Origin of the sequence: Ensifer canadensis, from assembly GCF_017488845.2 — a bacterium.
Classification (GTDB): Bacteria; Pseudomonadota; Alphaproteobacteria; order Rhizobiales; family Rhizobiaceae; genus Ensifer; species Ensifer canadensis.
Genome location: NZ_CP083373.1, coordinates 134,873 through 147,891, shown reverse-complemented (window position 1 = coordinate 147,891; position 13,019 = coordinate 134,873). Strand labels below are relative to the sequence as shown.

At 56.6% G+C, this 13,019-nt stretch carries 13 protein-coding genes; 8 read left to right on the top strand and 5 right to left on the bottom strand.

The features are described from left to right. The first annotated feature begins 28 nt into the window (after positions 1 to 28). The 4 genes from J3R84_RS30295 to J3R84_RS30280 all read left to right on the top strand — a co-directional run bounded on the left by J3R84_RS30295 (position 29) and on the right by J3R84_RS30280 (position 3,040). Positions 29 to 406, top strand: coding sequence for a response regulator (locus tag J3R84_RS30295; protein WP_203529486.1), 378 nt, complete (start codon positions 29 to 31; stop codon positions 404 to 406). A 589-nt stretch (positions 407 to 995) separates the two neighbouring features. Continuing rightward, a complete protein-coding gene (locus J3R84_RS39145) occupies positions 996 to 1,418 on the top strand; it encodes a SyrB-like regulator (protein WP_203529504.1) in 423 nt (140 codons plus the stop codon). A gap of 114 nt (positions 1,419 to 1,532) precedes the next feature. After that, positions 1,533 to 2,123, top strand: a complete 591-nt coding sequence (locus tag J3R84_RS30285; RefSeq protein ID WP_203529485.1) for a hypothetical protein — start codon at positions 1,533 to 1,535, stop codon at positions 2,121 to 2,123. A gap of 404 nt (positions 2,124 to 2,527) precedes the next feature. Further along, complete coding sequence (locus tag J3R84_RS30280; RefSeq protein ID WP_082571822.1) at positions 2,528 to 3,040, top strand: BA14K family protein; 513 nt, start codon at positions 2,528 to 2,530, stop codon at positions 3,038 to 3,040. Positions 3,041 to 3,301: 261 nt separating this feature from the next. Here J3R84_RS30280 and katE read toward each other — a convergent pair whose 3' ends face one another. Both katE and J3R84_RS30270 read right to left on the bottom strand, forming a co-directional pair. Then, a complete protein-coding gene (gene katE / locus J3R84_RS30275; RefSeq protein WP_057224834.1) occupies positions 3,302 to 5,452 on the bottom strand; it encodes a catalase in 2,151 nt (716 codons plus the stop codon). Positions 5,453 to 5,542: 90 nt separating this feature from the next. Continuing rightward, entirely contained in the window at positions 5,543 to 6,043 is a 501-nt protein-coding gene (locus J3R84_RS30270) for a hypothetical protein (protein WP_203529484.1), read from the bottom strand. Between the two features lie 214 nt (positions 6,044 to 6,257). Between J3R84_RS30270 and J3R84_RS30265 the strand changes: the two genes are divergently transcribed. The 4 genes from J3R84_RS30265 to J3R84_RS30250 all read left to right on the top strand — a co-directional run bounded on the left by J3R84_RS30265 (position 6,258) and on the right by J3R84_RS30250 (position 10,351). Next, a complete protein-coding gene (locus tag J3R84_RS30265; RefSeq protein WP_225906488.1) occupies positions 6,258 to 7,049 on the top strand; it encodes a nucleotidyltransferase family protein in 792 nt (263 codons plus the stop codon). 5 nt (positions 7,050 to 7,054) lie between these two features. Then, positions 7,055 to 7,792 carry a metallophosphoesterase family protein gene (locus tag J3R84_RS30260; RefSeq protein WP_057224964.1) on the top strand — a complete coding sequence of 246 codons (738 nt, stop codon included), beginning with the start codon at positions 7,055 to 7,057 and terminating at the stop codon, positions 7,790 to 7,792. A gap of 81 nt (positions 7,793 to 7,873) precedes the next feature. Further along, complete coding sequence (locus tag J3R84_RS30255; RefSeq protein WP_203529502.1) at positions 7,874 to 8,740, top strand: alpha/beta fold hydrolase; 867 nt, start codon at positions 7,874 to 7,876, stop codon at positions 8,738 to 8,740. Positions 8,741 to 9,244: 504 nt separating this feature from the next. Further along, positions 9,245 to 10,351 carry an ATP-dependent DNA ligase gene (locus J3R84_RS30250; protein ID WP_082571879.1) on the top strand — a complete coding sequence of 369 codons (1,107 nt, stop codon included), beginning with the start codon at positions 9,245 to 9,247 and terminating at the stop codon, positions 10,349 to 10,351. Between the two features lie 481 nt (positions 10,352 to 10,832). On the opposite strand, the gene J3R84_RS30245 is transcribed toward J3R84_RS30250, so the two are convergent. The 3 genes from J3R84_RS30245 to J3R84_RS30235 are packed head-to-tail and all read right to left on the bottom strand — an operon-like array spanning position 10,833 to position 12,797. Further along, complete coding sequence (locus J3R84_RS30245; protein ID WP_057225727.1) at positions 10,833 to 11,813, bottom strand: DUF3618 domain-containing protein; 981 nt, start codon at positions 11,811 to 11,813, stop codon at positions 10,833 to 10,835. Further along, the gene (locus J3R84_RS30240) at positions 11,813 to 12,229 is read right to left on the bottom strand and encodes a phage holin family protein (RefSeq protein WP_057205397.1); all 417 of its coding nucleotides are present in this window, start codon (positions 12,227 to 12,229) and stop codon (positions 11,813 to 11,815) included. The genes J3R84_RS30245 and J3R84_RS30240 overlap by 1 nt, the downstream gene beginning before the upstream one ends. After that, positions 12,222 to 12,797: a nutrient deprivation-induced protein gene (locus J3R84_RS30235; protein ID WP_373688552.1), complete on the bottom strand. Its 576-nt coding sequence runs from the start codon at positions 12,795 to 12,797 to the stop codon at positions 12,222 to 12,224. Before J3R84_RS30235 ends, J3R84_RS30240 begins: the two co-directional genes overlap by 8 nt. Between the last annotated feature and the right edge of the window lie 222 nt (positions 12,798 to 13,019).

Here is a 13,019-nt window from a genome sequence, read left to right as displayed (position 1 = left end):
AAGCTTTTGACAGGAAGAGAAAAAGGCCATGACATCGGCGTTAGGCCACGTGCTGGTGGTGGAAGACGAACCAATGATCGCCATGGAGCTCGTGTGCGCCCTGGAGTTGCAAGGGGCGACTGTTGTTGGCCCTTTTGCCGGCATTCGCCAGGCTACGGCCGCCATCGAGAACGGTGCGAAGCTCGACGGAGCCGTGCTGGACCTAAACCTTGGGGGTGAATTGAGCTTCTCGGTCGCCGACCTGCTGCGCGCCAACCATATTCCTTTTGTCTTCACCACAGGATACGGACTTGAGGATCTGCCCCGCCGGTATGGTCAGATTCCGCTTTTAGCCAAGCCAATCGATCCGTCTCAGGTGATTGAAAAGCTCGCCGAAATCATGGCGGCGTCCAATCGGGCGGAATAAGAACAGCGTTGATGCGAGCGTGGAATATCAGATCCGGTCAACCCCGCAGCCGCGTCAGACATCCGTTGACCGTGTTCAGTGATTACGGTCGATTTTTCCGTTCGCCCGAAGTTCGGCAATCTTGCTCTCAAGATCAGTTTTGTAGGGCCCAAACTTTTCGAACAGTTCGCGTGCTGCTCGCGGTTGAAGCCCATGAGCTCGGATGAATTCATCTAAGTCATACCGCGTGTTCCAATCATTAATGCGCTTGGCCGAATCCTGTTCTGGTATTTTCGTGATGCATCGTCGTCGCCTCATCTGGACGCTACTTTGCGGGGGCCGCCTGGGTGACCTGTTCGATAAGCCAACCGCCTCTGTTGCCAAAAGTTCCAGTGAGCAGCATCAGTGTCGCCCGTTTGGTTTCGCGACCACATTCATCTTCCTTGGCCAGCCGCCGTCACTTCGGCTCAACCAGCGGCCGGCGATGACAATGGCTCGATTCATACCTGCGTTCCCGCGCGATCTTCCTCATGTCAATCCAACAACGTCATGGTTGACTCCGCGTTTCACTCAGCGGAAAACGATTCTTGGCAGCAGAGGGAGAAAACTGATGGCTGATGAAAGCAATACTGGTACCACAATCGAAGCTGTAGAGACCGCCGCACCGGCAAAGACGCCGGTACCGAAAAAGCAGCGAGCGCCGCGGCGCACGAAAGCAACTGCAGAAGCAACAGGCAACACAACGGTTGCGAAGACGCCGAGAGAGCGCAGGAAGCCCGCCGACGAGGGCGGAGTCGCGAAGCTTGCGCCCGTCAAAAAGCAAGTTGCTGAAAAGACGACTTCCGCCCTCAAGACCGGAAGCAAGAAGGCGTCGAAGCTCGACGGACCGAAGGCTTCGTCGTCCGTCTCGGCGATCGATGAAATGGCCGACCTCATCCAGCTTGAAGAAGAGAATAAAAGGCTCCGCAAGGAACTGGCCACCAAGCTGCGGGCGGAAAATTCGGAACTGCGCAAGCGGTTAGGACTTGATTGACCGTAACCCACAGCAGGGGCCGGTTGCGAGATCGACCTTGGCCCCTACATTCCTCGTAGGACAGACATTCACCGAGCTCACGTGAGAGTTCGGATCGCTCGAGGCTGACGATCGATGAAATCACCATGGAACCTATTTGCTCGACTGACATCGCGGGGACGGTCGGCAGAACCACGCGAGATTTCGAATGAGCACGACGCCGCCAGTCAAGCAAATGACACGCAAGAACAACAAGTCCGCGGCGCTCAGTTGAGTTCAACGGATCCAACCGGTGCATTTCAGGATCGTGAGAATGGATCGGATGAACTCAAGGAGGCTGCATCTTCGGATCTGACCGAACACCAGGATGATAACGCCCAAGCCGTCTCTACAGACGCCGCCGTTGAAGAGGCACCTACGCCTGAAAATCAGCGAATTGGCGAACTGCCTCCAAAAGAGTCAGCCTCGTTGCCTAAAAGCAAGCAATCTCCTAAGGCGCCACAAATTCAAGCGCGCGCTAAGAAGTCCGGAACCGGGAACGTTAGGAAGTTCCCTTCGAAAGCGAACACGGATCCCGGCGCACAGTTATCAACCCGGGAAGCATTTTTCGAGGAAGTGGCGGATTTGGACGACGAAATTCAGCAACTGAGAACCCTGTTGGCCGAAAAGCTCCATCTGCAGAATCTCCACCTCAGAAAAATGCTGGAGCGTTTTGACCGGTCGTGAGCCCGAGCCCAACAGCCTATGCGATTTGGCCAGTCCCGCGTCTGGCTCCTCGTCGATCTCCGGCGGGCTCAATTGTCGCCTGCGATGATGAAGTGATCGGGCGGATGGACAGCAGAATGCAGCCGGACGGCAATTTGTCCAATCCCTGATTAGGCATGGGCGGCCGTTGCCTTAAATGCTGGCAGGGGCGATGTTACGATCGCAGACCAGGCAGGGAAGCTGACACGACACCAGGCTTCGCATAGGGCGCATCTCAACATAACCTTTGGAATAAAGCTGCTCCCCCGGTTACGCAGAATTTCGCCTGTAAAAAGCGATTTTGGTGTAAAATTATGCGTCCTTAAAAAAGGCTGCGGGTGACGCGCCGACTTCGACGCTCTGCGCCGCAAAGGAAGGGTAAGCCAATGAAAAGGTTTGCAATCGTTTCCCTGTCGCTGGTGATGATAGTTACAGGCATTACGCCTGCCATGGCGTTTCCCACAATAGCGACGCCGAAGATCGACGCGGGGCAAGCGCAATTGGTTCAATCCGCACGATATCGCGGCGGCGGGTACTATGGTGGATACCATAATAATGGTGGTGATGAGTGGGCCTGGGCACTAGGTGGGCTTGCCGCCGGCGCAGTTATCGGGGGCCTCCTGGCGCAGCCCCGATATTATCAGCCCTATGGGCCGGGATACTACGGGTCGGGATACTACGGACCGAGATATTACCGGCCAGGCTATTATCCACGCAACTATTACGGCCGGAGCTACTACGCTCCGCGCTATTATGCGCCGCGTTACCAACGCCAAGTCTATTACGGCGGAAATGCACATACGCGTTGGTGCTATGGACGATACCGCTCCTACAGGGCCTACGACAACACGTTCCAGCCCTACTATGGCCCGCGGCAGGCGTGTGTCTCGCCTTATTGAGCGAGACGGCAATGATTATCATGTTCCGGATTTGAAAGGGCGTCGCGTCGCCGACAACGTCGCCTTCGCGGCGCTTTCCGCGACGCAATCTAGCCAGTGGCTTCTTCCGGAACCTGCCGCAGTGATTGGGAAGGGTTTGCCTAACGCATGGCGTTGCGCAGGATTATATGGAGACATGAGCAACGGTGCGGCGATCAAAACACCGCAGGAGGTCACCGAGCATTAACCGGCACGGCTTCACAGCCGTGCCGGTGCGTGCTCCTATTTGATTGGCGGCGAAGAGGCTTTGCCGAGCTTTATCGATGGCTCACGTCCCCACACGCGAAGCTTGCCGAGCTCTGATACAAAGCTTGGAAGCCCTTCGTCGCCAGGAAGGGCAATAACGCCTTCATCGACCGCTTCGGCGATGCCCGCTTTTTCCAGCAGAGGGAGAGCAGATTGATCGTAGCCGATGAACTTGCAGTGCTGAAACGCATCGGCGACAAAATCGCGAACCGTTGCCTCTCTCAGCAAGTCATCCATCGCGGCTTCTGAAGTCAAAAGGGCGACAGCATCAAACAGAACTGATGGGCCGCCATCGATCATATGGTGGGCTTCGACCCACGTACCGTCGGATGCAGTGACCCCACCGACCTTTGGAGCGATCAGTTCGACCGTTGCTTTCTCCTCAATGATTGCCCCGGTCAGTTCCTTCAAGAGCTTGGCGTTAACGCCATCGGATACAAGAATGCCCAGCTTGCGGCCTTCAAAACGTTTCGGCCCGCGTTCTATAATACTCAACGCGGGCGACGGCGGCAGATCCTGGCGGGTCGGCACAGCTGCGTCGGCGGGCTTTGGCATGGTCTGAAGACCTAGTTTTTCGGCAACGGTGGTCGCAAGGGTCTCATCGATATTGAGAAGATGAGCCACCATGCGCTCGCGAATGACGGGTGTTTCGACCTTACTGAGCTCGAATGTCAGCGCCATTGCAATATGCCGCTGCTCCGGCGGGGTCTGGCTGATGTAGAATTGCCGGGCCTGGCTGTAGTGGTCAGCAAAGCTTTCAGCGCGAAGGCGAACTTTTTGGCCTTGCTCTTCGGCAGGGAAATGCCGATATCCACGCAGCGGAGACTCCCTCGGTCCCTCCCCGTGAGAATTGGGCTGGTAGTTCGTCCGCCCCACGGGATTGCGCATGGCCATATGCCCGTCCTGTTGGAAATGGGCAAAGGGACACTTTGGAGCATTGATCGGCAGGTGCGTGAAGTTCGTGCTGCCAAGTCGCTTCAACTGCGTATCAAGGTAGGAGAAGTTCCGGCCTTGCAACAGCGGATCGTTACTGAAGTCGATGCCTGGCGGAACGTTCTGCGTCATGAACGCTACCTGCTCGGTTTCCGCGAAGAAGTTATCGGGCATTCTATCAAGCACGAGGCGACCGATCGCCTTGACGGGAAGGATCTCCTCCGGAATGATCTTTGTCGGATCAAGCACATCGAAATCGAAGCGGTCGGCGAACTCCTGATCGAAAAGCTGAACACTCAGCTCCCATTCGGGAAAATTCCCCGACTTGATCGATTGCCAAAGATCCCGACGGTGAAAGTCCGGATCAGCGCCGTTGATCTTGACGGCTTCGTTCCAGGCGACCGACTGCAATCCCAGCTTGGGTTTCCAGTGAAACTTGACGAACGTGGACTCGTCCTTGGCATTGATCAAACGGAACGTATGGACTCCGAAGCCTTCCATGAAACGGAATGAGCGCGGGATAGCACGATCAGACATGACCCACATGACCATGTGCATGCTTTCCGGTGTTAGGCTAATAAAGTCCCAGAAATTATCGTGTGCGGTTTGAGCCTGCGGAAATGCTCTGTCCGGCTCCTGCTTGGCAGCATGGATCACATCAGGAAACTTGATCGCGTCCTGAATGAAGAACACTGGAATATTGTTGCCAACGAGGTCCCAGTTCCCTTCCTGAGTGTATAGCTTGACCGCGAAACCGCGAACGTCACGCGCGAGGTCAGCCGAGCCTTTGTTGCCGGCGACCGTTGAAAAGCGAACAAAGGCGGGCGTCTTCTCACCGGGTCGCTGGAACAGATCTGCTCTAGTGTAAGCCGCGAGAGATTCGTATGTTTCAAAAAATCCGTGGGCGCCATAGCCGCGGGCGTGCACGACGCGCTCGGGAATTCGTTCATGGTCGAAGTGGAAAATCTTCTCGCGGAAATGGAAGTCTTCGATCAGCGCTGGTCCGCGTGCGCCGACCCGCAGCGTATTTTGGTCGTCAGCGACCGGGCCGCCTTGAGCGGTCGTAAGGACGGGTGTGTCGTTTTCAGCGATCTGGTGAAGTTCGCCGCCCTGGCCGCGTCGCAGTTTTTGATCGTGTATTTCTGCGATTGTCGCTTGTTGTGCTGACGGAACGCTTGTCGTCTTCTTTGCCATTGGATAGCTCCTGGAAAACTCGGGTTTGGATTGTTGCTGGCGATCAGAAGCAAGGGGTCGTTTCCGAGGGAAGTGTCGGCCCCGTTGTAACTAGCTTGTTTTCTTGCGGAAGCCTCTTGGATTGGCCGATCGATCGCCGAGCTTTGACCGTGCCGCCTCTGAGATCAGAAGGTTGTAGCGCGCCGGCTTGCCAAAGATCTCGACCAGGAGTTCCACCCGGCCTTCAGTTTTGCCGCGGTGCTGGAGGAAACTTCCCCTGCGGTTCTCAGCCAGGGCGGGGTGCGCTGTTCTTGGCCGATCCCTCAAGACGTTCTTTTCAACTAAACAGATGTCCTCGTGGGTGTCTTGAAAGGGATCGAGGGTTTCTCCCGTAAGCATCACAGCTCCGATCGCGTTCGAGGGATGACGAGGGCCGAACGTCGGGGCGGGGTCAAAGTTCCTCCATCGAACGAAAAACTGTCTCAGTTTGATGAGGGAACCAGCGAGTGCGTTCGCAATTGATTGTTGGCAGCAGAATGCTGAAGCAATACCAGACACGAGTTCTAGGTCTTGGAGGGGATGTTCACCGACGCTGCGAATGTCTTTGGCCACGGGCAGGCAGCCTTCACTTGCAAGTCATTGAGGGCCGTAGCATGAGTTTGGCATCCCTGCCGTGCGAATTGAGGGGAACATCCGGTTTTGTTGAATGTTTCATTCAAAGAGAACGGGATGGGAGATTTTGATGAACGCAGATCCCAATGACCCCCAAGCTGGCGCGAATACGCCAGCGGAAACGGCCGCCCACCCGGTTGAGGCCATGCCCGGCATGGAGGTGAAGGCCTCGCCGACAATGGCCGATGCGGATGCGGAGGCGTTCGTGGCCGAAGCTGTTCAGGAACTTGCCAATTGTTCGATCCCGTTCCTCTTAGCCGGCACCTTTGCGATGAGCGCCTATACCGGTATTACCCGGCAGACGAAGGATCTTGATATCTTCTGCAAGGCTGGAGACTACGCCCGAATCCTCGCTCACTTCAGGGACAAGGGCTACACGATCGAGGTAGAGGACGACCGTTGGCTAGGCAAGGTCCGGAAGGGCCGACACTTCTTCGACGTCATCTTCGCAGCTTCAAACGGCACGATGCCTATCAGCGATTCATGGTTTGAGAACGCGCGTCAGATTGAGATGAACGGGCACAAGATCCGGATCATAGCGCCTACGGAACTCATATGGTCCAAATGCTTCATTCAGGTCCGCCATCGCTACGACGGCGGCGACGTGGTTCACATGATCCTGCGCGCCAGCGATGAAATTGATTGGCATCGGCTTCTCAGTCACATGGAAGTCCACTGGGAGGTTCTCCTTATCCATTTGCTGAACTTTCGCTGGGTTTATCCAACCGAGCGCGACAAGGTTCCTGAATGGTTGCTGGAAGAGTTACTCGACCGATTGAGTGCACAGCGCAAGATGCCACTGCCGCAAATGAAGGTTTGTCGGGGCAGGATGTATAGCCGGGTCGACTTCGAAATCGATGTCAAAGAATGGGGATTTGCTGACGTGGGTGGAGAAGGGGAATTGCGGGATATGAAAGACGAGACAGCACAAGGAGATGCGGTGTGACGGAAATGAGCCAAGCCGATAGAACCTTGACCTCTGCCAAGGTTCGCATAGCCGCGATGGGTGACCTGCATGTGAAAGAGCAGGACTCCCCGTCTTATAAGGAGTTGTTCAGCGAGGTCTCTCAGGAGGCCGACATACTCGTCTTGACCGGAGATCTTACGGATCTCGGCAAACCGCGCGAGGCTGAGCTTCTTGTTGCCGATCTGCGATCCTGCTCCATTCCGGTGGTCGGCGTTTTGGGAAATCACGACTATGAATGTGGCCATGTGGAGGAAGTCAGGGCGATCATCAAAAGCTCGGGGATGCATCTTCTCGAAGGACAAGCGGTGGACCTAAATGGCGTCGGCTTCGCCGGGGTCAAAGGCTTTGCAGGGGGGTTTGGTCGGTTCATGCTAAGCTCTTTCGGCGAGCCCGCAATCAAAGCCATGGTGGCCGAAAGCGTTGAAGAGTCGATGCGGCTCGAAAACGCCCTTCGCCAGATCCGATCGGAGCGGGCGATGGTCGTGCTTCACTATGCTCCCATCGTTGAAACAGTGGAGGGCGAGCCAATTGAGATTTATCCCTTTCTCGGATCGTCCCGCCTTGCTGAGACCATCGACCGATTTCCCGTCTCTGCAGTCGTTCACGGTCACGCCCATCGCGGAAAGTACTCTGGTAAAACCCCAGGAGGCGCGCCAGTTTACAATGTCGCATCTCACGTCGAAAAACCGACCGGAAAAGCTTATGCGCTCCTCGATTTGTAGGGCCGTCAGCGGACGTGAGCGGTAAGCAGCCGCATGCGGCCCAACAGCGGCTTTGCAGAAAACGAACTTATGGATGAGACGGTGTTTGAGAACTTTTCGCTTGAGATGATCACCGTGTCGAATGGGACCTTGCGTGTGCGTCACGGGGGTTCTGGTCCGCCCCTAGTGCTGCTCCACGGACATCCACGCACACACATGACCTGGTGGCAGGTCGCAAACAAGCTTTCTTCGAAATTCACTATTGTTTGCCCGGATCTACCAGGTTTTGGCCAATCGTACTTGCCAAGGGACACGCCAGATCATGCCGGATCCTCGAAGCGCACCAAAGCGAGCGATTGCATGGAACTCATGGAATATCTCGGCCACCACCGCTTTGCCGTAGCTGGCCATGACCGCGGCAGCTATGTAGCCTTTCGTGCCGCCATGGACTTTCCCGATCGTGTCGAACGGCTGATTGTGATGGACGGCGTTCCTATTCTCGAAGCGTTGGAGCGCGCCAACGAGAAATTTGCCCGTCTCTGGTGGCATTGGTTCTTCTTCGGCACTTCGCATCGACCTGAACGCGCGATTGGTGCCGACCCTGACGCTTGGTACGGTGGCTCGGCGCAGTTCATGGGCAAGGAGGCTTTCAATGACTATCTGGTCGCAACGCGAAACCCGCAAGTAATTCATACGATGATCGAAGATTACCGAGCAGGCCTTGGTGTCGACAAGGCTCATGATCTTGCTGACCGGGAAGCCGGAAAGACGGTCATGTGTCCGACATGTCTTTTGTGGTCGAAGCGCGATGACCTGGAAGAATTGTATGGTGATCCACTTTCGATCTGGCGACCTTGGGCACCAGGTATCGTTGGTCGCAGTATCGACAGCGGCCATCACATGGCTGAGGAAGCTCCACACGAAGTTGCCGCGGCGATCATCGCCTTCCAGCATGGATCAACGCCATGAGCTCCCTGACCTGACGAGGCAAACACTCCCGTTGACATTGAGGCGTGAGACTTCCATCGCCCAGCCTTCGGTCATGCTGGGCTTCGACACGAACGCTTTTCTGCCAGGCACATCGGCTTCCTCAAGTGCTGACTTGCGTAGCAGCAACACTTCTGTCTACCGCAGAATCGCCATGCTGAAAAAAACAAAAAATATCAAAATGGGAACCAGTCCTTTTGCCCGAGGTTAGGGCGGCACGTCACGTTGAATACAACGGTTTACCGGAGGAACAGGACACGGGTAATCAGCAGCAAGGTGGCCAGGCCAGGGTGGCCACAGAGTGGTAGCCAGGGCGGCCAAGCCGGTCATCACGGCGGCGGTCAAGCGTACAGCAGCCTGGCAAGCGGGGAGTGGCCAACGCTATCGCATCTTCCACCGTGGCCTGATTTACTGAGGGGTCTTTCTCAGCTGACGCGTTCGGTAATCACCCAGTGCCAATGCAGCATTACCGCAGAACGAGGTGTGATGGCAAAACAGGTTTCGCAAACAAATCTGAACTTTGGAATATCGATAGAAACCGAACCCATGGAAGCGCGTTCAGCGGATCAACTCCCATCAGGAGAGGGTTGGCAGTATGAGCCGAAGTGGGACGGTTTCCGATGCCTCGCTTTCAAGAAGGGTCGTGAAGTAGACTTGCGGGCAAAGTCAGGCAAGGGGCTCGCCCGCTATTTCCCGGAGTTGGTGGCATTCCTCGCTGCGCTGCCAGCTGATCAGTTCGTGATCGATGGTGAGCTTGTCATCGCGATCGACGGGGAACTTTCTTTTAACGCCTTGCAAATGCGACTCCATCCGGCGGAAAGCCGCATCAGGACATTATCGATCAAGACACCAGCAAGGCTAGTCGCCTTCGACATGCTGGTAGACACAAACGGTATGTCTCTCCTCGCCGAGAGCTTAGGATACCGCCGAGCCAGGTTGGAAGCACTGGCGAAAACCGTAGCGGACGGAGAACATCTCTTGCTGTCGCCGTCCACCAACGACGTCGCTGAAGCCCGCCGCTGGTTGTCCGACGCAGGAGGCGACACAGACGGCGTGATATGCAAGCGCATCGATGCCCCCTATCTGCCTGGTGATAGGACAATGACGAAGGTTAAGCGGCTTCGAACGGCCGACTGCGTTGTCGGCGGTTTTCGATATGACGGCAACGGCAAGCTGGTCGGATCCTTGTTGCTCGGGCTCTACAATGACATTGGTGAACTCGACCATGTCGGCTACACCTCCACGATAAGGAACGACGAAAAACCAGAGCTCACAGCAAAGCTTGAGGCCTTGCGCGAGGCACCTGGCTTTACAGGCAAGGCTCCGGGAGGTCCGAGCCGTTGGGCTACAAAGCGCACTTCGCAGTGGCAGCCCCTTAAACCTACTCTGGTGGTCGAGGTCAAATTCGATCAGATTACGGGACGCAGATTTAGGCACGGGACAAAGCTCCTTAGATGGCGCCCGGATAAGAAGCCATCCCAGTGTGATTTTAGGCAGATCGAACCGGCTGCGGTCATTAGCGCCCAGGCAACAATGCCCGCAGGCGTCCAGACCGCCACGAAGCCGTCGAGCCGTAGAGCGCGACGGAGCTGATTATCTTCAGCCAAACTGCTCTCGACTTACCAGGGCGAAGCCTGGAACTTGTTTTCGATTTCGCGGTTTGCACACCATCGAGATCAATCAGGATCACGATCAAGGGAGTAATGAGAAATGGCAGCAACAAGCAAACCAGGTGCAAAGTCGGCGGGCAGCAAGGACGCTGCCACGAAAAAGAGCACGTCCTCGGGCAAACAAGGTGGAAGTCACGAGCAGAAGGCGAAAGCCGGCCAGCAGAGCCACAAGAACACAAAATAAGCGAACAAGAGCCCGTCCTGAATACGGGCTCTTGTTCACAACGAGCTTCCTCGACCGAGATAACCTAGGCTCGCGCGGTGCCTCCGCCGAACGCCTCCACCTCCGACCCCAAGCCAGATTGCCGCCTCTCGCCTGACCAACCCACGGGCATGGTCAAGAGCCGCGCCGTGGGGCTCTTGGTTGGTTGGTGTAGCCCGTTCACCGTGGCGGAGCGTCAGCGCTAACGGTCCGTCTTTACTTGTTCAACTTCTTCCATGACGCGATCCCTGGCGACATTATGAACGTCCGAGGCGACGTGGACAGCGGTCTCGTAGACATCAGATGCTATCTCCTTGCCTTCTTCGACAAGTTCGGAGGTTTGCGCGGCGATATTGGTCTTCACAGCATCTGCCGCCTCTCCGAGCACTTCGTCTTCCATGTCAGTATGCGGCAGCGAAGCACCGATGGCGGCTCCGACGGCAAACGCCAGTGCCCCACCAACAAGCGGCTGGTCGCGGAAATGCGTCAGGATAGCATCATTAAGACGATGGGACTGGTCTTTGAGAGTTGATCCTGCCGCAGATGACGAACCGACCACGGCGCTAGCCGCGTCCGTGGCTCTTCGAGCAACATCACCAGCCGTGTCCTTGACCTTGTTCCAACTCGCAGACGCCCAACCAGTAGAGGCATCGAGCACCGCACCGGCCTCATCGGTAATATTCGAGATCTGCTTGCCAGTGGCATCTGCAAACCCCCGATAGGCCTTTCCGCTTGCGTCAAGAAAGTTGCCGGCACGGCGACCCGCGCTGTCGGTCAGAGCTCGGAAACGCTGTCCAGCGTCGTCGGTGAAATGGCTGTAGCGTTCCTCGCCAACAATTTCCGGCGGACCAACGCGCCGCACGGATCCATAGGCGGTATATAGCGGATAAGGTTCTTCGAACGGTACTGCATCTCCCTCCGGGGCTGACCCTTGCTTGGCCATCAACCAGGCGAGGCTCACCCCCATCAAGGCCACGGGCAAGGGGTTTGCTTTCAACGCGTTGCCGAGGTTGCTGAGATACTCGGCCCCGCCGCTGCCCTTGGCATAGGCAATCACTTCATCGACGAGCTGCCCGGGGGACATACGCTCCTGGATCGCACCTATACGTGCTTCGATCCGTTGACGGTCGGCGTCAATTTCCTGCTGAATGTCGGCCGAGGATTTTTCTGACGATTGGTCCATCACATTTTCTCCTTGACGACATCGACATCGCGGCGAAGCGATGCGGTCGTGCGGTCAAGCTTGAAATTGGAGCCCCGCAATGTTGCGAGACCTTTGGAAATGAGCGCCCAAGCAATCAGGCCAACCACCAGGCCGACGACCAGGGCGGACGTCGCATTGGCGGTGACCTCGTTCATTCCGTTGCTGACGAGAGACGCAGCAAGACCGCTCACCAGTGCACTCAGCAACACTCCAACCGCGCCGATCGCAAAAATCAGCCCAATCATGAGGACTTCGACGCCGCCGAGGGCTTTTGCCACCTTTTCGGAGGCCTCGGTCTTTGCAAGATCTATCTCCTTCCTCAAGAGGCCCGAGACATCTGAAACAAGGCCGCCAACAAGTTCGGAAAGGGGCATCTGATCGGTCGTTTTAGCCATTGTCACGCCCTCCTACTTGGGAGCCCGCCCCAAGGGACTGAAAGTCACCGGCAGCCGATTTGCTGGCTGCAGCATGAGAAGCGCGTCGTGCAGACGCCGCCAGGAACCTGCTCGCAGCGACCCCGGCCAGTGCAGCCAACCCCAGGAATGCGACCGGCTGCTTGCGGCCAAAGTCTTCCGCCATTCCGGCTATTTCACCGAGGTCTCGGCCTTCCATATTTCGTGCAACCGCTGCGACACTCGCGCCGATCTGCTTTGCGTACCGGCCTACTTCCGGCTGGTCACCCCTTTCGAGCTCCGCACCCACCTTCTTTAGAGCAGTCGCGATCCCCGCCGTTTGACGCGCCGCGAACGTCGTTTTTTCTGCCAGGGTGTCTTGCACCCTTTCCATCGCAGTGTTCGCGCTGTCCTTAACGGCATCCGTCGCAGCGCTTAAATCGTCGCTGACCCTCGCTTTTAAGTCGCTGAGACTGGCGGGTTTTGCTGCATCTGTGGTGCTTTCGGCGAACCCGGGTTCGGCTGGGGGCATAACGTCCCCCTGTTTGATCTGGTTGGTTGGGTCTGGCATGGCTTCCTCACGAGGTTTCAGGCAGCGACTGCTGCACTTTGCGCTCCAACCACAAGGCAATGCCTTTGTTCCGCCACCTCGACGGCAACCGCTTGGAATAGGATTGTTCTGGTTCGGAGTGTCGCAACCATTCCTGGAGCAGGTAACTGGCCGCCACCAACGAGCGGCAATACCCATCCCGTGAAGGGACCATAACGCATATCTAGCCGTCATCGTCTACCT

Excerpts from the sequence above, each read along its gene's own strand:
- J3R84_RS30295 (WP_203529486.1), top strand. The coding sequence starts at position 29 with ATGACATCGGCGTTAGGCCACGTGCTGGTGGTGGAAGACGAACCAATG.
- J3R84_RS39145 (WP_203529504.1), top strand. The coding sequence starts at position 996 with ATGGCTGATGAAAGCAATACTGGTACCACAATCGAAGCTGTAGAGACC.
- J3R84_RS30285 (WP_203529485.1), top strand. The coding sequence starts at position 1,533 with ATGAAATCACCATGGAACCTATTTGCTCGACTGACATCGCGGGGACGG.
- J3R84_RS30280 (WP_082571822.1), top strand. The coding sequence starts at position 2,528 with ATGAAAAGGTTTGCAATCGTTTCCCTGTCGCTGGTGATGATAGTTACA.
- katE (WP_057224834.1), bottom strand. The coding sequence starts at position 5,452 with ATGGCAAAGAAGACGACAAGCGTTCCGTCAGCACAACAAGCGACAATC.
- J3R84_RS30265 (WP_225906488.1), top strand. The coding sequence starts at position 6,258 with ATGGAGGTGAAGGCCTCGCCGACAATGGCCGATGCGGATGCGGAGGCG.
- J3R84_RS30260 (WP_057224964.1), top strand. The coding sequence starts at position 7,055 with ATGAGCCAAGCCGATAGAACCTTGACCTCTGCCAAGGTTCGCATAGCC.
- J3R84_RS30250 (WP_082571879.1), top strand. The coding sequence starts at position 9,245 with ATGGCAAAACAGGTTTCGCAAACAAATCTGAACTTTGGAATATCGATA.
- J3R84_RS30245 (WP_057225727.1), bottom strand. The coding sequence starts at position 11,813 with ATGGACCAATCGTCAGAAAAATCCTCGGCCGACATTCAGCAGGAAATT.
- J3R84_RS30240 (WP_057205397.1), bottom strand. The coding sequence starts at position 12,229 with ATGGCTAAAACGACCGATCAGATGCCCCTTTCCGAACTTGTTGGCGGC.
- J3R84_RS30235 (WP_373688552.1), bottom strand. The coding sequence starts at position 12,797 with ATGCCAGACCCAACCAACCAGATCAAACAGGGGGACGTTATGCCCCCA.